Source organism: Litchfieldella rifensis (genome assembly GCF_042646605.1).
Classification (GTDB): domain Bacteria; phylum Pseudomonadota; class Gammaproteobacteria; order Pseudomonadales; family Halomonadaceae; genus Litchfieldella; species Litchfieldella rifensis.
In genome coordinates this window covers 74,610-97,152 of sequence record NZ_JBHRUG010000016.1, presented here as the reverse complement: position 1 = coordinate 97,152, position 22,543 = coordinate 74,610, and the positions used below count along the sequence as shown (strand labels likewise).

19 protein-coding genes and 1 pseudogene are annotated in these 22,543 nt (G+C 61.1%); 3 read left to right on the top strand and 17 right to left on the bottom strand.

Going from position 1 to position 22,543, the window contains the following annotated elements; genetic code table 11:
- Window positions 1-266, top strand: a pseudogene (locus ACFOEV_RS06865) (hypothetical protein); the annotation flags it as partial.
- Between the two features lie 296 nt (window positions 267-562).
- Entirely contained in the window at window positions 563-1,366 is an 804-nt protein-coding gene (locus ACFOEV_RS06860; RefSeq protein WP_386772392.1) for an SDR family NAD(P)-dependent oxidoreductase, read from the top strand.
- Window positions 1,367-1,465: 99 nt separating this feature from the next.
- On the opposite strand, the gene ACFOEV_RS06855 is transcribed toward ACFOEV_RS06860, so the two are convergent.
- From ACFOEV_RS06855 to ACFOEV_RS06790, 14 genes are all read right to left on the bottom strand, one after another.
- Window positions 1,466-3,241, bottom strand: a complete 1,776-nt coding sequence (locus tag ACFOEV_RS06855) for an ABC transporter substrate-binding protein (protein ID WP_386772391.1) — start codon at window positions 3,239-3,241, stop codon at window positions 1,466-1,468.
- A gap of 79 nt (window positions 3,242-3,320) precedes the next feature.
- A complete protein-coding gene (locus tag ACFOEV_RS06850; protein ID WP_386772390.1) occupies window positions 3,321-4,058 on the bottom strand; it encodes a sulfite exporter TauE/SafE family protein in 738 nt (245 codons plus the stop codon).
- 127 nt (window positions 4,059-4,185) lie between these two features.
- Window positions 4,186-4,776 carry a malonic semialdehyde reductase gene (locus ACFOEV_RS06845; RefSeq protein ID WP_386772389.1) on the bottom strand — a complete coding sequence of 197 codons (591 nt, stop codon included), beginning with the start codon at window positions 4,774-4,776 and terminating at the stop codon, window positions 4,186-4,188.
- Between the two features lie 44 nt (window positions 4,777-4,820).
- Entirely contained in the window at window positions 4,821-5,681 is an 861-nt protein-coding gene (locus ACFOEV_RS06840; protein WP_386772388.1) for an intradiol ring-cleavage dioxygenase, read from the bottom strand.
- Window positions 5,678-6,604 carry an NAD(P)-dependent oxidoreductase gene (locus ACFOEV_RS06835; protein WP_386772387.1) on the bottom strand — a complete coding sequence of 309 codons (927 nt, stop codon included), beginning with the start codon at window positions 6,602-6,604 and terminating at the stop codon, window positions 5,678-5,680. Before ACFOEV_RS06835 ends, ACFOEV_RS06840 begins: the two co-directional genes overlap by 4 nt.
- A complete protein-coding gene (locus ACFOEV_RS06830) occupies window positions 6,601-7,974 on the bottom strand; it encodes an amidohydrolase family protein (protein ID WP_386772386.1) in 1,374 nt (457 codons plus the stop codon). Before ACFOEV_RS06830 ends, ACFOEV_RS06835 begins: the two co-directional genes overlap by 4 nt.
- A complete protein-coding gene (locus tag ACFOEV_RS06825) occupies window positions 7,971-9,050 on the bottom strand; it encodes a maleylacetate reductase (protein WP_449280237.1) in 1,080 nt (359 codons plus the stop codon). The genes ACFOEV_RS06830 and ACFOEV_RS06825 overlap by 4 nt, the downstream gene beginning before the upstream one ends.
- Before the next feature lie 83 nt (window positions 9,051-9,133).
- A complete protein-coding gene (locus ACFOEV_RS06820; protein ID WP_386772385.1) occupies window positions 9,134-10,678 on the bottom strand; it encodes a sugar ABC transporter ATP-binding protein in 1,545 nt (514 codons plus the stop codon).
- Window positions 10,675-11,634 (bottom strand): ABC transporter permease, encoded by a 960-nt coding sequence (locus ACFOEV_RS06815; RefSeq protein ID WP_386772384.1) that lies wholly within the window; start codon window positions 11,632-11,634, stop codon window positions 10,675-10,677. The genes ACFOEV_RS06820 and ACFOEV_RS06815 overlap by 4 nt, the downstream gene beginning before the upstream one ends.
- A 14-nt stretch (window positions 11,635-11,648) precedes the next feature.
- Window positions 11,649-12,659, bottom strand: coding sequence for an ABC transporter permease (locus ACFOEV_RS06810; RefSeq protein ID WP_386772437.1), 1,011 nt, complete (start codon window positions 12,657-12,659; stop codon window positions 11,649-11,651).
- 253 nt (window positions 12,660-12,912) lie between these two features.
- Window positions 12,913-13,851 (bottom strand): sugar ABC transporter substrate-binding protein, encoded by a 939-nt coding sequence (locus ACFOEV_RS06805; RefSeq protein WP_386772383.1) that lies wholly within the window; start codon window positions 13,849-13,851, stop codon window positions 12,913-12,915.
- Window positions 13,852-14,194: 343 nt separating this feature from the next.
- Window positions 14,195-15,118, bottom strand: a complete 924-nt coding sequence (locus ACFOEV_RS06800) for a branched-chain amino acid transaminase (protein ID WP_386772382.1) — start codon at window positions 15,116-15,118, stop codon at window positions 14,195-14,197.
- Window positions 15,119-15,226: 108 nt separating this feature from the next.
- Complete coding sequence (glnE, locus tag ACFOEV_RS06795; RefSeq protein WP_386772381.1) at window positions 15,227-18,235, bottom strand: bifunctional [glutamate--ammonia ligase]-adenylyl-L-tyrosine phosphorylase/[glutamate--ammonia-ligase] adenylyltransferase; 3,009 nt, start codon at window positions 18,233-18,235, stop codon at window positions 15,227-15,229.
- A gap of 94 nt (window positions 18,236-18,329) precedes the next feature.
- The gene (locus tag ACFOEV_RS06790; RefSeq protein WP_386772380.1) at window positions 18,330-18,701 is read right to left on the bottom strand and encodes a diacylglycerol kinase; all 372 of its coding nucleotides are present in this window, start codon (window positions 18,699-18,701) and stop codon (window positions 18,330-18,332) included.
- A gap of 139 nt (window positions 18,702-18,840) precedes the next feature.
- Between ACFOEV_RS06790 and ACFOEV_RS06785 the strand changes: the two genes are divergently transcribed.
- Complete coding sequence (locus ACFOEV_RS06785; RefSeq protein WP_386772379.1) at window positions 18,841-19,815, top strand: MDR family oxidoreductase; 975 nt, start codon at window positions 18,841-18,843, stop codon at window positions 19,813-19,815.
- 5 nt (window positions 19,816-19,820) lie between these two features.
- Here the strand turns inward: ACFOEV_RS06785 and dacB are convergent, their stop codons facing one another.
- From dacB to trmB, 3 genes are read right to left on the bottom strand one after another with little or no spacing between them, the layout of a single operon-like run.
- Window positions 19,821-21,248 carry a D-alanyl-D-alanine carboxypeptidase/D-alanyl-D-alanine endopeptidase gene (gene dacB, locus ACFOEV_RS06780; protein ID WP_386772378.1) on the bottom strand — a complete coding sequence of 476 codons (1,428 nt, stop codon included), beginning with the start codon at window positions 21,246-21,248 and terminating at the stop codon, window positions 19,821-19,823.
- 52 nt (window positions 21,249-21,300) lie between these two features.
- A complete protein-coding gene (locus ACFOEV_RS06775; protein ID WP_386772377.1) occupies window positions 21,301-21,630 on the bottom strand; it encodes a DMT family transporter in 330 nt (109 codons plus the stop codon).
- Between the two features lie 40 nt (window positions 21,631-21,670).
- Window positions 21,671-22,357, bottom strand: coding sequence for a tRNA (guanine(46)-N(7))-methyltransferase TrmB (gene trmB / locus ACFOEV_RS06770; protein ID WP_386772376.1), 687 nt, complete (start codon window positions 22,355-22,357; stop codon window positions 21,671-21,673).
- Window positions 22,358-22,543: the final 186 nt, after the last annotated feature.

Genomic DNA, 22,543 nt, shown 5'->3' with positions numbered 1-22,543 from the left:
CCCCGCCTGTCGATCACAGGCGGGGCGCTTGGTATTTTTCGCGGCTTCTTTGGTGGACTACCTCACGCCACCGGTGTCAGCTATTCGGCATTCAACACCTGCTCTCGGCGACGCTCGACGATTCCTACAACGATTTCCGCGCCGCCAGCTCCAACGGTATGCGTTTCGTCGGCATCACCGCCGATCCGAGCGGTTCCCCCTTCCCCGACGACGTCGTCTCTGCCAGGGACCTGCACGGTCTAGAGGACGCCCTGGCGCGGCTCTGACACTTCCGGTAGCCCTTGCCCGGCCCACCATTACTCCCGTATTCCGGCGCTACAGGCCAAAACATCCAGTCTGGTCATAATAGCCCGGATGCAAACTGTCACTTCCCAGCCGCCACGCTGACAATGCCATTTAGCAAGGCAGGACAACAAGCACTCCTCGCCTGGCTCATATCGCAAGTAATACCTGGCAAGACCTCGCCCGAAGCTGGTGGGGTTTCTGACCACCGTCAACCCGGTAATGACATGGCTTCCATGCCATTTATTTGCTCTCCAACAATATCAAGAGGTGAAACGAGATGGACAAGATGCGTCTCGAGGGAAAGAACTGCTTGATTACTGGTGCCGCCCGTGGAATGGGTGCCGCCGTCGCCGAGCATTATGCCGAACAAGGTGCCAGCGTGTGTGTCGCCGACATCAACCTCGAAGGCTGCGAGGAAGTCGTCAAGCGAATCACTGACAAGGGTGGCAAGGCGATCGCCATCCAGCTAAACGTCACGGATCGTGAACAGATGCAGGCCGCCGTGCAGTCCACCGTCGAGACCTTCGGTAGTCTCAATGTGATGGTCAACAACGCCGGCATCAACAAGCCGCTGATGTTCCTCGATATCACCGAGGAAAACTGGCATCAGATCATGGACGTCAATGCCCTGGGTTGCCTGATCGGCATGCAGGAAGCTGCCAAGCAAATGATCAATCAGGGCAAGGAGAATGGCCCCTACAAGATCATCAATGTGGGTTCCATCCTGTCGCGCCAGGCGTTTGATGATGTGGTGCCCTATTCGTGCAGCAAGCACGCCGTGCTGGCCATGATCAATGGTGGTGCCAAGGCGCTGGTGGACCACAACATCACCGTCAACGGCTATGGCCCCGGCGTGGTGCGTACGGAACTGTGGGAGCAACTGGACAAGGATTTGGTGAGCATTGGCAAGTTCGACAAGCAAGGCCAGTCGATGGACCAGCTCGCGGAAAAGATGATCCTGATGAAGCGTTATTCCTATCCGGAAGATGTCGTCGGTACCGCCTCCTTCCTGGCCAGTCAAGAGTCGGACTACATGACCGGACAGTTGTTGATGATCGATGGCGGCATGATCATGCAGTGATACCTCAGTGAAACTTCCACAATACCATATCCGGGGTTCCGGGTATGGTATTGCAACATAGGTTAGACGTACCACCCCGGAAGTCCCCTTCTTCCTTCTTCAATAGTATCCCTTTCGTCTCATCAGCTTGTCGGCCTTGTCCTGCGCCATGGACAGGGCCTTCTTGATGGAACGCCGGCCATCGAGGACCTCAAAGATCTCGTGGCCGGCGATGCCGATGAGTTCGGTGATCTCGGGCACAGGAGGTCGTGGCCAGGCCTGCAGGATTCCCTCTTTAGCCATTCTGTCGACAGTGGCAATGCATGGGGCGATAGAGGACACCTCAGGGTCGTTACTAACGCTGAACCTCGGGTTCGCGAGACTACCATTCATGAGGTAGAGCTTGGTCATGCTTGCGGATGTGAGTTGCTGTAGCGCTGTCCAGACGTCTTCCAGTCTGTCCTCGGCAATGTTGGCTGGGATCGCCAGGGAATAACCGCCGATGGGGGCGATAGAATGACTTTCAGGCCCGGCAGGGTGAGGAAGATAACCGGTGTTCTTCCGGGCCGGGGAATCACTTTTCAATTCGAATAATGGCGCCAGCAGCGTATAACAATAGGCCATGGCAGCCTGCCCTGACGCATACGACTTAGCCCGACTATACCACGACATATCGAGAATACCAGGGGGAGAGTATTTCAGCAAATCCAGCATGTACTCCACGGTACGGAATGCCGCATCCGACGTAAACATGGGCCGATGTTCTTCGCCTTTCACGTTCTGAAACTCGAACCCCCCAAGGACGGGCTTCAGGTTGATGATCGGCTGGCCGAAGGTGGCCATAATGAAAGCAAATGAGTGACCAAGAGGCGTTCCCCTGGCAGCATTCCATGCAATGCCATACTGCCCCTTTTTCGGAGCATGCAATCGCTTCGCTGCCTCAACAACTCCCTCGCTGGTTTTCGGGGGATGAATGCCTTCCTGTTCAAATAGATCCTGTCGATAGCACAAGAGCTCCGGCGTAGTCTGAACTGGAATCCCGTACTGCTTGCCTTGATAGCGAGAACTTTGGATGGCGACAGAGTGAAAGTCTGTCAAGTCATGACCACCGTTTTTCAGCAGTTGGTCGAGTGGCATCAAGGCGCCTTTTGACGCAAGCTCACCAAACCAAGGTAGGTCACAGGCCATAATATCGTAGCGAGATTTTTCCAGCCTCGCGTTGGCAAGGATTTCTTCGCGTAGCGCATCTATCGATTTTGCCTTGTTCTTGATCTCGAGTCCAAAAATGATCTCCAGTTGACGTTTGAGGTTATGCATGGCCATGAAGGTCGGATCTGCATGCATGAGAACGCGAAGCCCGCCCTTCAATTCAAGGCGACTGGGGAGAACGGTGGGTGGCGAGATAACACGAGCCGATGAATAGGAGACCCCGAGGAAAATCTGACGCCCCTGCTCTGAGTTGACATCCATACCGAACACGGATTCCAGAAGGGATTTTATTCGACTGGCATAGGCTTCCCACTCTTCGAGTAAGCGGGGAGAAGGGTGAAGCGAGACGGTCTTTCCGGTCTTCGTCCTAGGCCGGGAAATGATGAGGCCACGCTCGAGGATATTCTCGATGCCACGCTTCGCCGTCCCATACGACAACCCCGATGCATCGGCAAGCGAGGTGGGGGTCGTCATTCGACCCGCCAGATGGTTGCGCATGAGATGGATCATCATGCGCAGCTCCCGGTAACCATGGGACATCGAGAGCGATTGCTCGGTCTCGTCCTCGAACTTCTCGATAAAGTCGATGAAACGCGCAAACTCCGTGTTGGAAATCCTCGGCCTCGGGGTTTGCGACAGCGTGTCGTAAGGCCCCTCCAGGTGACTATCGTCGGGGAGATCACTCATGCCCACCTCCGGCGTCAGCGGGAAGACTTAACAAAGTGCTGTTCACTGCCTCCCGCCAGACAAAAAACCAAACCCATCGTCACCAGCCACCGTCGACAACCAGCCGGATGCCGAGCAGGATCAAGAGCCCGAGGGCTATCCTGAAGAATAGCTCACCGGCAATTCGCTTCTGGATCACCAGGCCCAGGTGCACCCCCAGCCAGGCAACCGGCGTCAGCGACATGGCCACGAACAGGTTCTCGAGGGTCAGCAGGCCTAGCAGGCCATAGGGCGCCAGCTTGACCAGGTTGATGGCGGCCAGGAACACCACTGCCGTGCCGAGAAAGGCCTCCTTGCCAAGCGACTTCTGCAACAGGTAGAAGTTGAGCGGCGGGCCTCCCGCGTGGGCGATGAAGCTGGTAAAACCGGCGATACCGCCACACAGGGCGCCGACGCCGTCTGGCATGCCCCGTTCCCGCAAGGGGTTCAACAAGCCCCAGCAGCCGAACAGAATTGAGAACACTCCCAAGACCACCTTGAGCAGGTCATCGCTGAAGGTGCCATAGGTGAGATAGCCGACCACGACTCCCAGCGCCGCCGGAGGCAGCATCAGCCACAGGACACGGCCGACGCTCTGGCGCCACCAGGCCCTGAGACTGAAGACATCCATGATGATCAACAGGGGCAGCATGATGGCCGCGGCGAAGGCCGGGCTCGCCTTCAGCGAGATCAATGGCACTGCCACCACCCCAACACCGCCGGCGAACCCCGACTTCGAGATGCCGGTTATCAGCACCGCCACGATCATCAATGCCACCAACTGCCATTCGTACCCCATGCACGCCTCTCAGCCTTTCAAGAAGAAAAAAGGGCCGTGTCGACCACGACCCAATGGAGGAATCCTTGCTGTTCATCCCGTGATCACCCCGCTGCAGGGCGTCGTGAGTGCCTCCTGGCCACCCGCGTCACAGGAACTCGCACACCTCGTCGAACTCGAACCGCTCCTGACGCGGAAATAAGGTTGAATGATCCCCGTAACCGAGATTGCACAGAAAATTACTTTTTACATTGCCTTCCGGCCAGAACTCTTCATCCACCACCGCATTATTGAAACCGGACATCGGTCCGACATCCAGGCCAAGAGAGCGTGCTGCCAGAATCAGGTACCCCCCCTGGATCGAGCTGTTGCGGAAAGCGGTGGTATTGATGAAGTCCGTCTTGCCCTCGAACAGCGACTTGGCATCCTTGTTATGCGAAAACATCCGCGGTAGATGCTCGTAGAAATTCGTGTCGTATCCCAGGACAGCGACCACCGGGGATTGCATGGTCTTTTCCTGGTTGCCAGGCATAAGAGCCGGACGAATCCGCTCCTTGGCTTCCTGCGTCTTCAGGAAGAGAATGCGCAGCGGCTGGCAGTTCATGGAGGTCGGACCGAAGTGCATCAGGTGATAGAGCTCACGCAGGGTCTCTTCACTGACACTCCTGTCTTGCCAGACATTATGAGTCCGTGCTTCGATAAAAAGCGTTTCACGAGCATTCTGATCAATGGCAGTCATGTGTCATTCCTCTTCTTTACGGTTAATGGCTTGCTTTGCGACCTTCAGCTTGCCTGCAAGCCGAAGTCATATTTCAGGTAGCGGTAAGGGGTTTGCATGGACCGACCATCCGGTGCCTTGCCTGGTGGCAGCAGCGCGTAAACCATGACCAACGAGTCCTTGACGCCGAAGACAGCATCGGAATCGAGGTAGGGATCGTTCTCGGCGAACACCTGAGTCACCAGGCTGTCGTGACCCTCGGCCATCAGCATGAAATGCACATGGGCCGGCCGGTAGGGATGGCGCCCAGTAACCTCGAGCATCTTGCCGACCGGCCCGTCTGTGGGAATCGGATAGGGCGAGGGCGTCACCGTCCAGAAGGCGTAGCGCCCCCGTTCATCGGTGGTGAATCGCGCGCGCAGCGAGGCACTGTCGAGCTCTTTCTGGACGTCGTAGAAGCCATCGCCGTCGGACTGCCAGACGTCGATGACGACGTTAGCGAGCGGTTCACCACGTTCATCATGTACTCTGCCCTCCACGAACAGGGGCTCGCCTTCCACGCCCCAATCGATCGCCTCGCCCTGGTTGGCGGCAGGCGGGTCAGCGACGTAGAAGGGGCCCAGCACGGTGCTTTCGGTGACCATCGGGTCCGAGGTCTGATGGTTGATGGCATCGACGAGCATCGTCACGCCCAGAGTGTCGGAGAGCAGGATGAATTCCTGGCGCTTGTCGTCGCACATCTGCCCCGTACGGGTCAGAAAATCGATAGCCTGGGTCCACTCCTGTTCGGTGGGTTCGACATCACGGATGAAGGCGTGCAGGTGGTACACCAGGCTGTCGAGCACGCACTTGAGGCGCGCATCATCACAGCCGGCGAACTGCGTGATCACGGCATCGGTGATGTTGTCGGCATTGAGGTTTCTCATGACGTCATCCCCTGGGGGTCGGTAGCCGGCTCAAGGGCCGCAAGCCCCGCCAGGCGTTCGGTGTGATGGATCGTGGCGATGTAGTCGTCCTCGCCGTGGCCGGTGGCAATCAGCGAGGTGTAGGCCTCGCGCATCTGGGCGGCCAGCGGCACTGGGACGCCGGCATCGTGGGCGCAGCCGAGGATCAGGTCGAGATCCTTGGCCATCTGGGTGGCCGAGAAGGTGGAGGTGAAGTCCCGCTCGCGCAGCGGCGGCACCTTGTACTGCACCATCGGCGAGCCCACCGCGCTGTCGGCGACCAGCTCGAGCATTGCCTCCCAGGCGATATTGCCCTTGCGGGCCATGGCCAGGGCCTCCCCCAGCATGCCGGCGCTGACTGCGATCATCAGGTTGATGGCCAGCTTGGCGAAGCGCGCCTGCTCGTCCTCGCCCAGCCAGTATTGCGCCTTGGTGAAGTGCCGAAGGACCGGCAGGGCATCGCCCAGGGCATCTCGCGAGCCGGAGACCATGGCGGAGAGGGTGCCGGCCTCGGCGGCCACGGGATTGCCCGAGACCGGGCAACGCAGGTAGTCGATGCCCCGCGCCTCGGCGGCCTCTGCCACTTGGGAGGAGGCCTCGACGCTGACAGTGCTGGTTTCCACCAGTACGCTGCCCGGGGCCATGTGCCGGATCAACGCGCCTTGCCCGAGGCAGAGCGCGACCAGCGCCCGATCGTCGGGGATCGAGACGAACACCAGCCGGCAGCCATCGACGGCGTCAGTCAGGTCGCGATGCGCCTGGATCCCAGCCTGCTCGGCCAGCGAGAGCCGCTCGTCGCTCAGATCGTAGCCCTGAACGGCCACGCCCTCCTGGGCGATGCGCTGCGCCATGGGCAGGCCGAGCTTGCCCAGGCCCACCCAGGCCACCTGGTGATGGATTGTCATTGGGCTGTCTCCTGTTGTGCGTGTGACTCGTGTTCGCGTGCCTTGAGCTCGCTGTAAATGCGGTGGCCCGAGGCCTGGAGCACCTCAATGCCGTCGGCCACCTCGGCCAGCAGGCGTCCGTTGCGCTTGTGGAACTCGCCGGCGACCATGACGCTGTCGACGTTGGCCAGGCTCGCCTGCATGATCACGGCCGACACGGGGTCACTGAGCGGCTGCATGTTCAGCGGTCGGGTGTCCAGCAGCACCAGGTCGGCCTGCTTGCCGGGGGTCAGGCTGCCGATGCGCTCCTCGAGGCCCAAGGCCCGGGCACCGCCCAGCGTGATCCACTCGAGGGCCTCCCGGGTGGTGATGGTGGAGGTCTCCGGAATCTTGCCCTGCGCGCGTCGCGAGGCATCGTTGTCAAGGGCACGCTGCATGCCCAGTGCCATGCGCGCCACCGAGAACATGTCACCGGAAATCACCGACTCGAGATCCACCCCTAGCGAGACGACGCCGCCATGGCGGTGTACCAGGCCGGTGACCGGGAAGCCATGCCCCTGGGTCATCTCGTTCTCGGGCGCGATGGAAAAGGTCACGCCCTGGTCGCAGAAGCGGGCCAGCTGGTCTTCGCTCAGGCCATGCCCGTGCACGATGTTGATGTCCGGTCCCAGTTGCTCCTCGATCACATCCCAACCACCGGGACTGACAGCGGGACCGCCGCCCTGGTGCATCGAGGCGACCAGGCCGAATTCCTTGGCCAGCGCAAAATCGTGCAGCGTGACCTCGAGGGTCGAGTAATGCGGCCCCAGGATGGCCAGCCCCAGGCTGACGTGGCCGGAAGGGGCGCCCAGTGGCCCCGAGATCAAGCGTTCGACCTCGCTGCGGGGGTGCGGAATCTCGCTGAAGTGGGGTTGACCCGGCTTGGGATCCGGCTTGGGTGAACCATGGAAGAACACCGCCCGGATGCCCGACTCCCGCAGTCCTCTGATGGCCGCATCGGTATGCGCCGGCGTCGGGTTGTTGTGGCACCAGTCACCCAGCGTGGTGGTGCCGCAGTTGAGCTGGTTGAGGGCCCCCATGCGGGTAGCGATGTGGATGTCGTCGGGAGTGAACAGGGTGGCCAGACCGCGATGCACATGGCGGAAATACTCGAGCAGCGTCCAGTTGGCGGCTACACCGCGCAGGGCCGTCTGCCAGGTGTGCATATGGGCATTGACCAGTCCGGGGATCAGGATGCCGCCCCGGCAGTCAACGACCTCGGCGCCCTCGGCCGCCAGGTCGTGGCCAACGGCCAGGATCCGGCTGTCTTCCACCAGCACTTGGCCGTCGGTCAGGTCGCCGATTCCGGCATCCAAGGTCAGGACGGTGGCGTTGATCAGCAGCGTCTTCATGAATCAGTCCTCGTCGTGGATTCCGGGCGACGTCCAGCGCAGGCGTTCTCCAGCAGCCGCCGGATGCCGTCCGCCTCGATCTCGCGGGGGTTCCAGTAGGGATTGGCCGTGGCGATCTCCGTTGCTCGGACGATGTCGGCCTCCTTCAGGCCGATGTCGGCCAGGGCGAGAGGCGCTCCCACGGCACACGCCAGGTCGAAGAGTCCGTCGGCGGCATCGCTGGCGCCCAGCGCACGAGCGATGTGCGACATCGCTTCGGGGGCGGCAGCGGCGTTGTAGGCCACCGCATGGGGCAGCACGATGGTGTGGGTCTCGGCGTGGGGCAGGTCGAAGGAACCGCCCAGGGTGTGGCACAGCTTGTGATGCAGCGCCATCCCCACCGAGCCGAGGCAGACACCGCACAGCCAGGCGCCATAGAGGGCATCGGAGCGGGCGGTCGCATTCTCGGGGTCATGGGCGATCACCGGCAGGCTGCGGGCCAGCGCCGCGATGCCCTCTTCCGCCATCAGCGAGACGATCGGGTTGCGGTCCCTGGCATACAGGGCCTCCACCGCGTGGGCGATGGCATTGATCCCGCTGGTGCCGGACATGGCGGTCGGCAGTCCGAGGGTCAGGTCGACGTCGTAGATGACCGTCTCGGGGAGCACCCTGAGCGTGCGCTGGGTGGTCTTAAGGCCGTCCTGGGTCTCGCCGAGGATCGGCGTCATCTCCGAGCCGGCATAGGTGGTAGGGATCGCCACCTGGGGTAGGTCGGCACGCAGGGAGATGGCCTTGCCCAGGCCGATGGTGGACCCACCGCCGATGGCCACCGTACAGTCGGCACCCAGCGCCTCGACCTGACGCATCGCCCGGTCGGTGATCTCCACCGGGGTGTGCATCCGGGCCTCGGCGAACAGTCCCGCACCGAGCTCGCCGAGCTGCTCGAGCACCTTGCGCCCTTGCGTCGCCTGCTGAGGTGTGGCCAGCACGATGGCGCGCCGGCAGCCCAGTTCGCGCACCTCGTCGGCAAGACGCGACAGGGTTCCCGAGCCGAAGATGACGCGCGACGGCAGGCCATTGTAGACAAATGGCATCATGGTAGTGTCCTCATGATTGCGTGAGGGGGTGGGGGCGACGGGGCCGGCGAGCGGTGACTCGCCAGGCACGCCGCACCGCGATGTCAAGCCGTGGCCTGGTGCTCGGGCTCGCTGGAACCGCTGACATACTGGCCGGTGATGGCCTGGACCAGGGCGTCCTCGGTCACCGAATCGCCGTCGAACTCGGCTGTCACCTTGCCGTCATACATCGCGATGATGCGGTTGCTGACGCCCAGTACTTCCGGCATATCCGAGGAGATCACCAGCACCGCATAGCCGGACCTGGCCAGCTCCTTGATCAGCGCATGGATCTCGGCCTTGGAGCCCACATCGATGCCGCGGGTCGGTTCGTCCAGGATCAGTAGCTTGGGATGGGTGTGCAGCCACTTGCCGATGACGATCTTCTGCTGGTTGCCGCCACTGAGGTTGCCGACCTTCTGGCGCCAGCCAGGCGTCTTGATCTTCATCGCCTGCTGGTATTTGTCATAGACGGCCTTCTCGGTGCCGGCCCTCATGAAGCCCATGGACGAGACGGTTCTTAGACCCGCCAGCGTCATGTTGTCGCGACAGTTCATTCCCAGGATCAGGCCCTGATCCTTGCGGTCCTCCGGCACCAATGCGATTCCCCGGGCGACCGCCTCGTGTGACGAGGTGATGTGCTCAACCTTGCCTTCCAGAAGAATGTCTCCGGCCGAGGGACGCCTGAGACCGAACAGCGTCTCCGCCACCTCGGATCGACCCGCCCCGACCAGACCATACATGCCGACGATCTCGCCCTTGCGGACATGGAAGCTGACATCCTCGAACACGCCATCGACGGTAAGATGGCGCACCTCGAGCATGTTCTCGCCGAACTCCTTCGGCTTGCTGGCGTGATCGAGCTCGAGACTACGACCGATCATCAGCCTTGTGACTTCGTCCTCGTTGGTGTCGACGGTGTCCAGCGTGCCGTTGTACTCACCGTCCCGCAGCACCGAGATGCGCTGCGAGAGGTGGAATATCTCGTCCATGCGATGCGAGATGTAGACAATGGCCACGCCCTGCTCGCGCAGGGTGTTGATGATGTCGTAGAGCACTGGTTTCTCATGATCGGTCAGCGAAGCCGTCGGCTCGTCGAAGACTACCACCTTGGGGGTAAAGACCAGGGCCCGGGCGATTTCGACCATCTGCTTCTTGGCGATGGAGAGACCGCTCACCAAGTCGCGGGAAGAGAAGCTGCACTTCAGCCGCTGCAGAATCTTCGTACTCTCTGCATGAAGCGTCTTCCAATCGACACGGTTGCCCCATTTCTTCGGTAGGCTTCCTAGGAAGATGTTCTCGGCAACCGACAACCCCGGCACCAGAGACTGCTCCTGGTGGATCAGCACGATGCCGCTCTTCTTCGCCTGCTTGGGATTCTCGAAGACCTGCTCCTCCCCACCCAGGATGATCTTGCCGCCGTTGGGCTGGTGCTTGCCGGCGAGCACCTTCATCAGCGTGGATTTTCCCGCGCCGTTCTCGCCCAGCAGGGCATGCACTTCACCAGCCCGGACATCGAAGTTGACCTTGTTGAGAGCAATCACGCCCGGAAACTTCTTGGTGATTTCCACCAGGGAAAGAATGGGCGATTTCAAATCGAAAGCGTTCATACCCGGACCCCCTTGGAAGACTTGAGCGTGATCTGCTGATCGATGATCAGAACGGAGATCAGGATCACGCCCAGGATCACCAGCACATAGAAGGCCGGCACCTGCATCATGTTCATGCCGTTGCGGAGGATGCCGATCGCCAGCACTCCGCCCAAGGTCCCGGTGATGCTGCCGTAGCCACCGGTCAGCTTGGTGCCACCGAGCACCACGGCAGTGATGGTCCAGAGCTCATAATCCCGGCCCAGGTTCGGCGTCGCCGCGCCCATCTGGGTGGCCAGCAGAACACCGGCAAGCGCCGCGAAGAAGCCCACGATGATGAAATTGATCATCATGTGGCGACCGATCCGGATCCCGGCATCCACCGCCGCCTCGGGATTACCACCCACGGCGAAGGTGTTGCGACCATGGCCCGTCTTCTTCAACACCAAGTGCATCACCAGCGTACAGAGCAGGAAGATGATGGCCAGCACCGGAATCGGGCCGATGGTGCTGGCGCCGAAGTCCGAGAACGCGAAATTGCTGGCGTAGAAGGACTGCTCTTCGGTGTAGACGAAGAGGAGTCCCCGCACGCCGATCATGGCCCCCAGGGTGACGATGAAAGCGTTGACCCCGGTCTTCCAGACGAGCAAGCCGTTGATCGCCCCCAGCACCAGACCGGCGGCAAGCGCGGCGAGAATGGCGATGGTCAGCCCATGAGGTTGCAGGCCCACCGACAGGGAAGCCGCCAGTCCCAGCGTCGCCCCCACGGAAAGATCGATATTGCCGTTGATCATCACATAGGTCATGCCCAGCGCAATCAGCCCGATGGTCGAGGTCTGAACCAGGATATCGGTGAGGTTGCCGAGCGACAGGAAGTATTCCGACATGAAGCTGAAGAAGATGGTGATGGCGATGACAAACAGCCAGATCGGCTGGATGACGGCACCACTCCTCAGGAATTTCTGCATATTAATCATGGTGTCCACCATTGTCAGGAGTGGCTAGTGAACAGGCGCTTGCGCTTGTTGGCCAGGTCCAGCCAGACCGCCAGGATGATGATCACCCAGGTCACCAGCCACTGGGTGTAGTAGGGGTAGCCGAGCAGTAGCAGGCCATTCTGGATGAAGCCGAGGATCAGCACCCCGATGACTGTCTTCCAGATGCTCCCGGCGCCGCCCAGCAGACTCGTGCCACCGAGGATGATGCCGGCCAGCACGAGCAGCTCGTAGCCCTGGCCGACATTGTTCTGGGAGCCCATGACGCGCGAGCCGAGTACCAGGGCGGCGCAGGCAACGCAGAAGGCCGAGATCAGATAGGTGCTGAACACGCACCAATTCTTGCGGATCCCCGAATAGACCGCCGCCACGGGATTGCCGCCGATGGCGAAGATGCGCCTTCCGTAGCCGGTAAAAGACATGACGACCTGCACCACGATGGCCAGCAGGCCGAAGAGGATCACCGGGAAGGCGATACCTGCCACATAGCCTCGACCGAAGAAGGAAAACCAAGTCGCATCCTGATTGGAAATATCGACATTCTGTCCGCCGCTGTAGATCAAGATGATGCCTTGAATGGCCGACAGCATGGCCAAGGTGACGATCAGGGAATTCAGTTTCATGAAGCCGATCAGGAGGCCATTGACGGCCCCGAGCAGCAGCGTCAGGACGAACATCAGGATGATCGCATTCGTTGGTCCGATCTTGTCATGCAGATCGACGACCAGCACGGTAGAAAAGGAAAGCATCGACCCTACCGATAGGTCCAGATTACCGCCGATGATCACTACGCTAACACCGACAGCAATGATACCGATGATCGATGCCTGTCGAACTACCGTCATAATATTCGACTGCGAAAGAAACTGTTCGGAAAAGAATGAGAATGCAATCATGCACAGCAGAAAAAAGATCAGAATACCTTGGGCTGAAAGAAATCCCAGAAGATCCGACTTTTTTATCCTGCCCAACATGAAACCTTGTTTGCTTTGTTCTACAGAGGCCATGTTACTCACCTGTATGGGTGTCACCTTTCTCTGAAGGTCATTATGCTGTCGGCACAACGAACGGTTATTCTTCCTGATCTATCGAGCTCAGGACTTACAACTGTTGTTGCACTGCCATGAGTCATGATTCTAGGTCTGTCGAGGTAGCCGCCTCCGCACCGGACAATTGGATTTCAATTCATCTGACTCGGAGGCAATGAAAGCCACATAAAACTTAGTTGATACCACCTTGAATGACGTGCATTTCACAGTATCAAAAGACTGGCTTTTCAAACTTATCCAGGTTTTCTGCAGTGATCTTCGGCGTTTCGAAGAAATTCATCTTTGGCACATCTTCCCCAGCCAGGACATCGAGTGCCGTCTGTAGTGCCGCCTCGGCGTCATCTACGGGGGACTGGTAGATGGAGCCATAGTACTCTCCACGCTGAATTGCTTCGTAGCCCACAGCAAAATTTGTTGCACCGATGAAGATAATGTCACTTGCCCTTCCAGCACTCTTGGCCGCATTCAAAGCGCCAACACCCATGTTGTCATCACCCGAATAGACACCATCGATATCGTTATACTTAGTCAGGAAATTCTCCATGACCCGTTGGGCTTTTTCACGATTCCAGTCAGCGGGCTGGGTTTCCACGATCGCAACCCCCGGACATGTTGCTGCCAACTGTTCCTCGAAGCCCTGGGCACGCTCCATGGCCGTGGTATAGCCAGGTTGGCCAGCGATCTGGACGATCTGTCCTTCACCACCCAGAGCATCGCACATCATCTCGGCCGAGGAAGCCCCCTGCTGCACATTGTCGGGACCCGAGAAGGCCGCGATGAAATCCAGCCCGGCTTCGGCGATCTTAGAGTTGGTTACCACGACAGGAATGCCCGCTTTGTGAGCCTGGCGAATGGCGGGAATGACTGCCTGACCATTGGTTGGCCAGATGATGATGGCATCGACCTTCTGCTGGACAAGGTTGCGAACCTGACCGATCTGGCGTGCCACGTCACCGCCAGCATCGAGCACAATGACGTCGACATTTTCTATTTCATCCGCGGCATTTTTGAAGGCACTTTCATAGGTCGTCTGGTAGCTGTCGACGCCGACATTGTTCTGGGTTATGCCGATTCGATAGGTCTCTTCTGCCTGGGAAAGGCCGGCAGTAAGCATCATGACACTGGTCGCTAGCGCTGTTTTGTAGAACATATTGTCACCCGCTTTGTTTTAGTAGTTGCCTTTTCTGATCTGCCACTTGGCATGTCAGGGTATACGGAGCTTAGTGCCAGCCCTCGATACCTCGCAACGCGCCCATAGAGGAGAAATGACCAATGTGGCTATTTTCCTTTTTATCTGTCCTGTAGCCGAACCGGCAGATCGCATTCATGAGTTTTAAAGGCCATGCAAGCCATTGAAAAAAGACATGATGTGAGACCAGCATGTCGATATTCCACGCGGAAAATTGCCATACAGCAGACATATGCAAAGCGCCCCGCCTGTTGATCACAGGCAGGGCGCTTGATGTTTTCTGCAGCCTTTTTGGTGGACTACCTCACGCCACCGGTGTCAGCCATTCGGCATTCAACACCTGCTTGCCGCGCACCAGGTCGAAGTACAGCGACTGGACCTTCTCGGTGAGCGGGCCGCGACGCCCTTCGCCGATGGTGCGACCGTCGAGTTCGCGGATCGGCAGGACCTCGGCGGCGGTACCGGTGAAGAAAGCCTCGTCGGCGACGTAGATCTCGTCACGGGTGATCAGCTTCTCACGCAGTTCCAGCCCCAGGTGGTCGGCCATGTGCAGGACGGTGTTGCGGGTGATGCCGTTGAGGCACGAGGTCAGCATCGGGGTATAGATGATACCGTCCTTGACCACGAACAGGTTCTCGCCGGAGCCTTCCGCGGCGTAGCCCTGTGGATCGAGCAGCAGCGCCTCGTCGTAACCGCCCCGCTGGGCCTCGGCCAGCGCCATCATCGAGTTGATGTACTGGCCGTTGGCCTTGGCGCGGGTCACGGCGATGTTGACGTGATGGCGGGTGAACGACGAGGTCTGCACCTTGATCCCCAGTTCACGGGCTTCCGGCGACATGTACGACGGCCACTCCCAGGCGGCGACGATCACATGGGTCTGGAGGTTGTCGGCGCGCAGGCCCATGCCTTCACTGCCGAAGAACACCATCGGGCGCAGATAGGCCTCGTCGAGGTCGTTTTCGCGCACCGCGGCACAGCAGGCGTCATTGATCTGCGCCTTGCTGAAGGGCATCGGCATGCCCAGGATCTTGGCCGAATCGAACAGTCGGTCGGTATGCTCCTTGAGGCGGAAGATCGCCGTGCCCCGCGCGGTATCGTAGGCGCGCACGCCCTCGAAACAGCCCATGCCGTAGTGCAGGGTATGGGTCAGGACATGGACCTTGGCGTCACGCCAGGGAAGCAGTTCGCCATCGAACCAGATGAGGCCGTCGCGGTCAGCCATCGACATAAGGGTCTTCCTTCTTTACTTAACGATCATGCATATGTTGTGTTGCCGCACGCCGGGTCGCTGGCGGTGACAGGAAAGAATCTCGAAGCCTGGCAAGCGCCTCGCCTCTCAGGCCGAGGGTTCCAGTAGCCGCATCCACAGCTCACGCACATGACGCCGATGCTCCTCGAAGGCGTCGTCTTCACTGTGGGCTTCCTGCTTGGTCAATGCCGCACGGTGGGTGGCATCGCGGTAGGCCAGATAGGCCTCGCGCAAACGGCGGCAATCACTGGCGGGCAAACGCTCGCTGGACTCCAATGTCTCCAGAATACGAATATTGTCGCTCCACGCCAATAGCTCGGGAGCCTCATGGCCCATGGCAAGCACCGCATACTGGCACAGGAACTCGATATCGACCATGCCGCCGGCATCCTGCTTGATATCGAAGCGGCCTTGCTTCTGCGCCGCCGGGCTGCTGCCCAGATGCTCGCGCATCTTGTGACGCATCTTGACCACCTCGTCGCGTAGTGCATCGCGATCGCGCGCACAGCCCAGTATCTCGCGCCGGACCTCGGCAAAGCGCTCGGCGAGCCCCGGGTCACCGGCGACCACGCGCGCCCTCACCAACGCCTGATGCTCCCACGTCCAGGCCTGGTGACGCTGGTAGTCGGCGAAGGCTTCCAGGGTAGTGACCAACAGCCCCGAATTCCCCGAGGGCCGCAGGCGCATGTCGACTTCGTACAACGCCCCGGCCGGGGTCACCGCGGTCAGCAGGTGGATGATGCGCTGCCCCAGGCGGGTGAAGAACACCGCATTGTCGATGGGACGCTCGCCATCGGTCGTGCCTTGGGAGTCGGCATCGTGAATGAATACCAGGTCCAGGTCCGAGCCATAGCCCAGCTCGATGCCGCCCAGCTTGCCGTAACCGACGACGATGAAATGCGTGTTCTCCGTCTCGTCGTCGCGACGCTGGGGATAGCCGTGCTTGCGTACCAGGTGCTTCCAGGCCATGGCCAGCACCTGCTCGAGCACCACCTCGGCAATGAAGGTCAGGTAGTCGCTGACCTTCATCAAGGGACGGGCCCCGGCGATATCGGAGGCCGCCACATGCAGTACCTGGGCATGCTTGAACACCCGTAGCGTCTCGAGTTGGGCTTCTTCGTCATCCTCGGGGATGCGCCCCAGCGCTTGGCGCAGCTCGTCGGCCAGTCGCGCCTTGTCGGCCGGTGAATACAGAGAGGCCGGCGTCAGCAGTTCATCGAGCAGGATCGGATAGCGCGCCAGTTGTTCGGCGATCCAGGGGCTGGCGCCACATAGCCGCATCAGGTGCTCGAGCGCATCGGGATTCTCGCGTAGCAGGGCCAGATAGGCGGTACGTCGCAGTACCGACTCGATCAGCGGCAAGACCCGTTCGAGTACAGTATCCGGGGCTTCGCTATCGGCGACGGCGGCCAGCAGCATGGGCATCAGCGCATCCAGCCGCTCGTAGCCGATCCGCTGCATGCTCTGGACCTGACGCGACTGGCGCAGCCCATGCAGCCGCCGGGCCGACGTGTCGGGCATGGCGAAACCGGCGTTCGCCAGCAGGTCGCAGGCTTCATCCTCCTGCTCTCCGTGCTCCAGTTCACCACGCCACAGTGCACGCCACTCATCGAGAGAGACAGTGTCGCCACCGGTCTGGTTGGCCGTGCCGTCCTCCGAGGCATCGAGCTCGTCTTCCGGGTCGGCGATGACCGCATCGAAATGGTCGCGTACCCGCTCACGCACTTCTTCCAGACGCGCCATCACCGCCGGCCAGTCCTCCATGTTCAGTGCCAGGGCCACTCGCTCGCGGTCGAGGGCGTTTACGGGCAGCGTCTGGGTCTGGCGGTCCTCCAGCGCCTGCAGGGCATGTTCCAGGTCGCGCAGGAAGACGTAATCCGGCAACAGCTCGTCGACCACTTCCTGGGGTAGCAGCGCCAGCGCCGGCAGGCGTTCGAGCGCGGTCTTCAGCGAGGTGACCTGCAGCTCGGTATCGCGCCCACCGCGAATCAACTGGAAGGCCTGGACCACGAATTCCACTTCGCGGATCCCGCCGCTGCCCAGCTTGATGTTGTCGTCCATGCCCTTGCGCTTCACTTCGCGATTGATCAGGCCCTTCATCTCGCGCAGCGATTCGATGGCGCCGAAATCCAGGTACTTGCGGTAGACGAAGGGACGCAGGCTGGCCAGCAGCTCGGCCCCGCCTTCCTGATCGCCGGCGACGGGCCTGGCCTTGAGCATGGCATAGCGTTCCCACTCACGGCCCTGGTCCTGATAGTAGCTCGACAGCATGGCGAAGCTGCCCACCAGCGGGCCGCCATCCCCCAGCGGACGCAGGCGCATGTCGACACGGAACACGAAGCCGTCGGCGGTCATCGCATCGAGCGCGCTGATCAGTTTCTGGCCGAGCTTGGTGAAGTACTCGTGATGATCGAACTCGCGTTTGCCACCCTGGGTCACGCCCTTCTCGGGGAAGGCGAAGATGAGGTCGATGTCCGACGACAGATTGAGCTCCCCGGCGCCCAGCTTGCCCATTCCCAATACCACCAGACGCTGGGGGTTACCATCCGCACATGGGGCCGGCCATCCCCAACGTGGAGCGAAATGCGCTTCCAGCCAGCTCAGCGCGCCTTCCAGACACACCTCGGCCAGACGCGAGACGCTGGCAGCGGTCTGCCACATGTCGGTTTCCTCGGGCCGGGTCAGGTCGCGCCACACGATGCCCAGCATCCGTGCCCGCCGGAAGCGACGAATGACCGCCTGCATGGCGGCCTCGTCATCGGCGTTTTCCAGCGCCTCGGCGAGCCACTGGTCGAGCGTTTCGGCATCCGGCGCGGCGTCCAGCTCACCGTTGGCATCCAGGCGCGGCAGCCAAGCGGGATACCGCACCAGCGTCTCGGCGGCGAACTCGGAAATCGCCAGGACTCGAGCAAGCTGCTCCCGACGTGCCGGTGACAAGGCCGCCCAGCTTTCGCTGGGTGGGTCGAGCTCCTGCAGCGATGCCAGGTTATCGGCCTGGTCCAAGGCCTCCCACAGGCGCTGCTGGGTCTTGCCCAGTGACGCTCGCAGCGGCTCGGGGATGTCGGTCAACGGCAGAAAATCATCGGATAGGACCATGGGCATCTCACGTGGCTGACAGGGCAGTCAAAAACAACGGTCATGGCACCAGCATAGCGAAGGGGGGCGAGGTTCGGCACCCCGGTGACCGACCTCAGGCGAAGAAGCGCTGCCAAGCCAACACCCCCCAGGTGATCCCGGGAATCAGCAAGGCCAGCATCACCGCCGCCGAGCCGATGTCCTTGGCCCGTCCCGAGAGCTCGTGATGCTCGGAGCCGATACGATCGACCACGTTCTCGATGGCGCTGTTGAGCAGTTCGACGATCAGCACCAGCAGGCAGCTGCCGACCAGCAGGATCCATTCCACCGGGGTCCGGCCAAGCCAGATGGCGAGGGGCAACAATACCAGGCATACCCCGACTTCCTGTCGAAACGCCGATTCGTTGCGGTAAGCCGCACGCAGGCCCTTGAAGGAGTAATGTGCCGCATGCACCAGATGGCGCCATCCGGTATGACCAGGTTTCATCACGTTGCCCTTATCGGTTATTGGCCTCGCCAAGTGGCCGATATTACCAAAAAACCCCTGGCCGGGAGGCACGTTACGTTGGCGAGGCCACGCCGAGAGGGCTAGGGTTGCATAACGATACCGTCAGGAGGATTTCATCATGCCCCGTGCTCTCATGCTGCATGACGAGGCGCCACGCTGCCGTATCGCCGATCTCGCTCCCAGCGACCTGCCGCACCGCGCGGTGAGTGTCGATATCGACTATTCCGACCTCAACTACAAGGACGCCCTGGCCGTCACCGGCAAGGGCAAGATCGTACGCGACTACCCCTTCGTGCCGGGCATCGATTTCGCCGGCACCGTGCGCGAATCCCATCATGAACAGTACGCCTCCGGCGACAGGGTCATCCTCACCGGCTGGGGTGTCGGCGAGCGCTACTGGGGCGGCTATGCCGAGACCATGAACGTCGATGCCGAGTGGCTGGTCCCCTGCCCCGGGCCGCTCTCGACTCGCAAGGCAATGCTGCTGGGCACCGCCGGCCTCACCGCCATGCTGTGCGTGGTCCGTCTGGAAGAGGCCAGGATAGCGCCCGGTGCCAGGGTGCTGGTGACCGGCGCCAGCGGGGGCGTGGGAAGCTGGGCGGTATCGATCCTGCATCATCTTGGCTATGAGGTGCACGCAGTGACCGGCAAGACGGAACAACGCGCCTGGCTCAAGGCCTTGGGTGCCCATGCAATACACGACCGGGCCGATTACGAGGCAGAACCGCGGCCCCTGGAGAAGGGCCGCTGGGCTGGTGCCATCGACACCGTGGGGGGACGCACCCTGGCCAACGTCCTGGCGCAGATGGACTACGATGGCCGTGTCGCTGCCGTGGGCCTGGCCGGCGGCACCGCTCTGTCCACCACGGTCATGCCCTTTATCCTGCGCGGCGTGTCGCTGCTCGGTACCGATAGCGTGATGATCCCTTTCGACCGCCGACGGGCCGCCTGGCAACGATTGTCCGCCCTGCCGAACGGCTTGTTCGAGCGCATGGCGGTCGACGAGATCAGCCTCGCGCAGATCGAGGAACGGGCCGAGACGATGCTCACCGGCAAACTGCATGGGCGGGTGTTGATCGACCCGCGCCGCTAGTCCACTCAGCGCGACACGATCATCGCCTCGAGATCCTCCGCCAAGGGATCCAGTACCTGCGACCAACTCAGATAGGGCGTGCTGCCGTTGCCATTGACCAGCACCGAGAACACCCCCCAGCGACCGCTCTGGGTGCGGAAATAGCCGCCCACCGAACGCACCGAGATCGGCTGGTTGAGGGTGCCGGTCTTGAGCATGACATGATCCTGGAAGATGCGGCCCCCACGGCGGATGAAACGCATCACGCCATTGGACGGCGATTGCAGGCCGGCAACGAAGCTGGGAAACAATGACGGCTGGTGATACATGTGCTCCAGCAAGGCATTGACTCCAAGCGCGGAAGTCCGGTTCTCGGTGGTCAGGCCACTGCCACTGAGCAAGCGCAGGGGACCATGGCCCGGCAGTTCCTGGGCGACGCTCTCGAGCACCGCTCCGGCTTCGCTCAGCGATGCCCTCGGCGTTTCCACCAGATCGAGGCTCAGCACATCGGCCATGAAGTTATTGGAATAGTTGAGGGTGCGCAGCAGCAGCTCCTGCAAGGGCTTGCTGTCCACGGCAGCCAATTGGCGGGCGCTCGGCGGCGGTTGAGTGATGCTGGTGGTATAGCCGCCGCTTACGCTGACACCCGCCTGCTCGAGCAGCGACAACAGAATCCGGGCGCTCTGGATCGCCGGGTCGGAGCTCGAGCGATAGACTGTGCGAAGCGACGTCTCTTGTGCGATCGCGCCACGAAATACCATGACATCGCCATGACCGTTGGTCACTCGCTCGGCATCGAGGGCGGTGCTCCCACCGGCAGCGACAGTCGACACACCATTCTCGACCTCGGTGATAGGCTCCACGGTATCACAGCTCGACAGGTGTGCAGCTTCTCCCGGCTCTGACCCGGGCGCCACATTCATGCACCAACTGCCGAAGTTGACCCCCGCCGAGGAGAGCTGCGCACTATAGGTATTCGCTGAACGAGAGAGTGACTCGCAACGATCGGTGGTAATGCACTCCACCGGTCCGAAGCGCCATTGGCTGACCACCAGTTGGCCGTTGATGCCTTGTATGCCGCGTTGGCGCAGCTCCTGAACCAGGCGCCACAGATCCTCCGAGGCCAGCGCCGGATCGCCGCCCCCCTCCATCACCAGATCACCCTGCAGAATGCCAGCACTGTCGACCTCACCGACCGACACCAGCCGCGTGGTAAAGGTATGCTGCGGCCCCCAACGCTTGAGGGCCGCGGCCGCGACATACAGCTTGGACACGGAAGCCGGCGATAGCTGACGGTCGGGGCCGATCTCTCCCAGTACCTCGCCGTCATCCAGCAGACGCGCCTGGGCACCGATGACAAAGCCCTGGTCGGCGAGACGGGACAGCTGGGAGAAACCGGCACCCAAGGCACCGAGAGGTAACAGACAAAACAGGAAGGTCAACAAACGCAACATATGTCATCCCTGAAACACAAGACGAGGTAAATAAGGTGGCGACCCCGACATCCTAATGCGCGGAAACCTTGGAAAACACCTGGATCACGACCACACCGCCAATGATCATGGCCAGCCCCACAATGGCAGGCAAGTCAGGCGTCTCGCCATAGACCAGCATCCCGATGAGCGTGATCAATACGATGCCCAGCCCCGCCCAGAAAGCGTAGGCGATCCCCACCGGCAGCGTGCGCAACGCCAGCGTGAGCATGTAGAACGCCGTGGCATAGCCGACAACCACTAGCACGCTGGGCCACAACCGGGTGAACTCGTGGGAAGCCTTGAGGGCACTGGTAGCGATCACTTCGGCGACGATCGCCAGCCCCAGGTAGAGATAGACCATGAAGATATCCTTTGACCGTCGAATGTCAGGCGACACGCGCTCAGGAGAGCGGCAACAGGTCGGGAGCATAAGGCAAGCTGGCGTGACATCGCCATAGCGCCTGGCCGCTCAGATGATACTTGCGCTCGAAGGGTGTCAGATAGTCACCCTCGGGTACATGGCGCTCCACCTCGGCAGCGATGCCGGAGACCTGGCCCAGGGCCAGGCAGAACTCCTCGACGTACAGTCGCCAATTGGAGCGCAACTCGATCCCGCCTCCCAAGGCCAGGATCGCCGGAAACACCGGATGGCCGTGCCAACGCATCTTGAGATGTGCCGCCTTGGGATAGGGATTGGGATAAAGCAGGTAATGCTGCGCGGGCCGCCAGCCGGCCCGCAACGCCAGGCGCCAGAAGTCCACCAGATCGGCTCGCACCAGCAGGGCATTGTCAGGCAACGCGCCATGATCGCGGGACAAGCGATCGGCACTGCGATCGACGCCGATGACCGCATGGCCGGGATGACGCCGCGCCAAGGCACGCGTCGACAAGCCCACCCCACAACCGGCATCAAGAATCAAGGGCGCCGCCCGACCCTCCAGCCAACGGTGGGCCACCTCGAAGGCCTGATGGGTATGGTCGGCGATCGGCTTGCGCAAAGGGTGCTGCAGCGCACGACTGACACGCCGCGCCAGATCTTCATGAGGACCGGCCTGGTTGGTGGCAATGGCGCGGGAAACAGCTTGCATGGGCGAAAACGCAGTCATCCGGATTGGCGAAAACACCCATGTTACCAGTCCCTATCGGCCGGGAGGCCCGCTGGCCTGAAAAAAGTGGAGCGCGCTTCAAAAAAATGGCGCATCCGGGAGGATGCGCCAATACCAACTCGTATGACTCAAACAGCCGTTTCATCATACCTTCAACACTAGCGCTCA

What these genes read in the sequence shown, in the direction of transcription:
- ACFOEV_RS06860 (WP_386772392.1), top strand. Translation starts at nt 563, where the DNA reads ATGGACAAGATGCGTCTCGAGGGAAAGAACTGCTTGATTACTGGTGCC.
- ACFOEV_RS06855 (WP_386772391.1), bottom strand. Translation starts at nt 3,241, where the DNA reads ATGAGTGATCTCCCCGACGATAGTCACCTGGAGGGGCCTTACGACACG.
- ACFOEV_RS06850 (WP_386772390.1), bottom strand. Translation starts at nt 4,058, where the DNA reads ATGGGGTACGAATGGCAGTTGGTGGCATTGATGATCGTGGCGGTGCTG.
- ACFOEV_RS06845 (WP_386772389.1), bottom strand. Translation starts at nt 4,776, where the DNA reads ATGACTGCCATTGATCAGAATGCTCGTGAAACGCTTTTTATCGAAGCA.
- ACFOEV_RS06840 (WP_386772388.1), bottom strand. Translation starts at nt 5,681, where the DNA reads ATGAGAAACCTCAATGCCGACAACATCACCGATGCCGTGATCACGCAG.
- ACFOEV_RS06835 (WP_386772387.1), bottom strand. Translation starts at nt 6,604, where the DNA reads ATGACAATCCATCACCAGGTGGCCTGGGTGGGCCTGGGCAAGCTCGGC.
- ACFOEV_RS06830 (WP_386772386.1), bottom strand. Translation starts at nt 7,974, where the DNA reads ATGAAGACGCTGCTGATCAACGCCACCGTCCTGACCTTGGATGCCGGA.
- ACFOEV_RS06825 (WP_449280237.1), bottom strand. Translation starts at nt 9,050, where the DNA reads ATGATGCCATTTGTCTACAATGGCCTGCCGTCGCGCGTCATCTTCGGC.
- ACFOEV_RS06820 (WP_386772385.1), bottom strand. Translation starts at nt 10,678, where the DNA reads ATGAACGCTTTCGATTTGAAATCGCCCATTCTTTCCCTGGTGGAAATC.
- ACFOEV_RS06815 (WP_386772384.1), bottom strand. Translation starts at nt 11,634, where the DNA reads ATGATTAATATGCAGAAATTCCTGAGGAGTGGTGCCGTCATCCAGCCG.
- ACFOEV_RS06810 (WP_386772437.1), bottom strand. Translation starts at nt 12,659, where the DNA reads ATGGCCTCTGTAGAACAAAGCAAACAAGGTTTCATGTTGGGCAGGATA.
- ACFOEV_RS06805 (WP_386772383.1), bottom strand. Translation starts at nt 13,851, where the DNA reads ATGTTCTACAAAACAGCGCTAGCGACCAGTGTCATGATGCTTACTGCC.
- ACFOEV_RS06800 (WP_386772382.1), bottom strand. Translation starts at nt 15,118, where the DNA reads ATGTCGATGGCTGACCGCGACGGCCTCATCTGGTTCGATGGCGAACTG.
- glnE (WP_386772381.1), bottom strand. Translation starts at nt 18,235, where the DNA reads ATGGTCCTATCCGATGATTTTCTGCCGTTGACCGACATCCCCGAGCCG.
- ACFOEV_RS06790 (WP_386772380.1), bottom strand. Translation starts at nt 18,701, where the DNA reads ATGAAACCTGGTCATACCGGATGGCGCCATCTGGTGCATGCGGCACAT.
- ACFOEV_RS06785 (WP_386772379.1), top strand. Translation starts at nt 18,841, where the DNA reads ATGCCCCGTGCTCTCATGCTGCATGACGAGGCGCCACGCTGCCGTATC.
- dacB (WP_386772378.1), bottom strand. Translation starts at nt 21,248, where the DNA reads ATGTTGCGTTTGTTGACCTTCCTGTTTTGTCTGTTACCTCTCGGTGCC.
- ACFOEV_RS06775 (WP_386772377.1), bottom strand. Translation starts at nt 21,630, where the DNA reads ATGGTCTATCTCTACCTGGGGCTGGCGATCGTCGCCGAAGTGATCGCT.
- trmB (WP_386772376.1), bottom strand. Translation starts at nt 22,357, where the DNA reads ATGCAAGCTGTTTCCCGCGCCATTGCCACCAACCAGGCCGGTCCTCAT.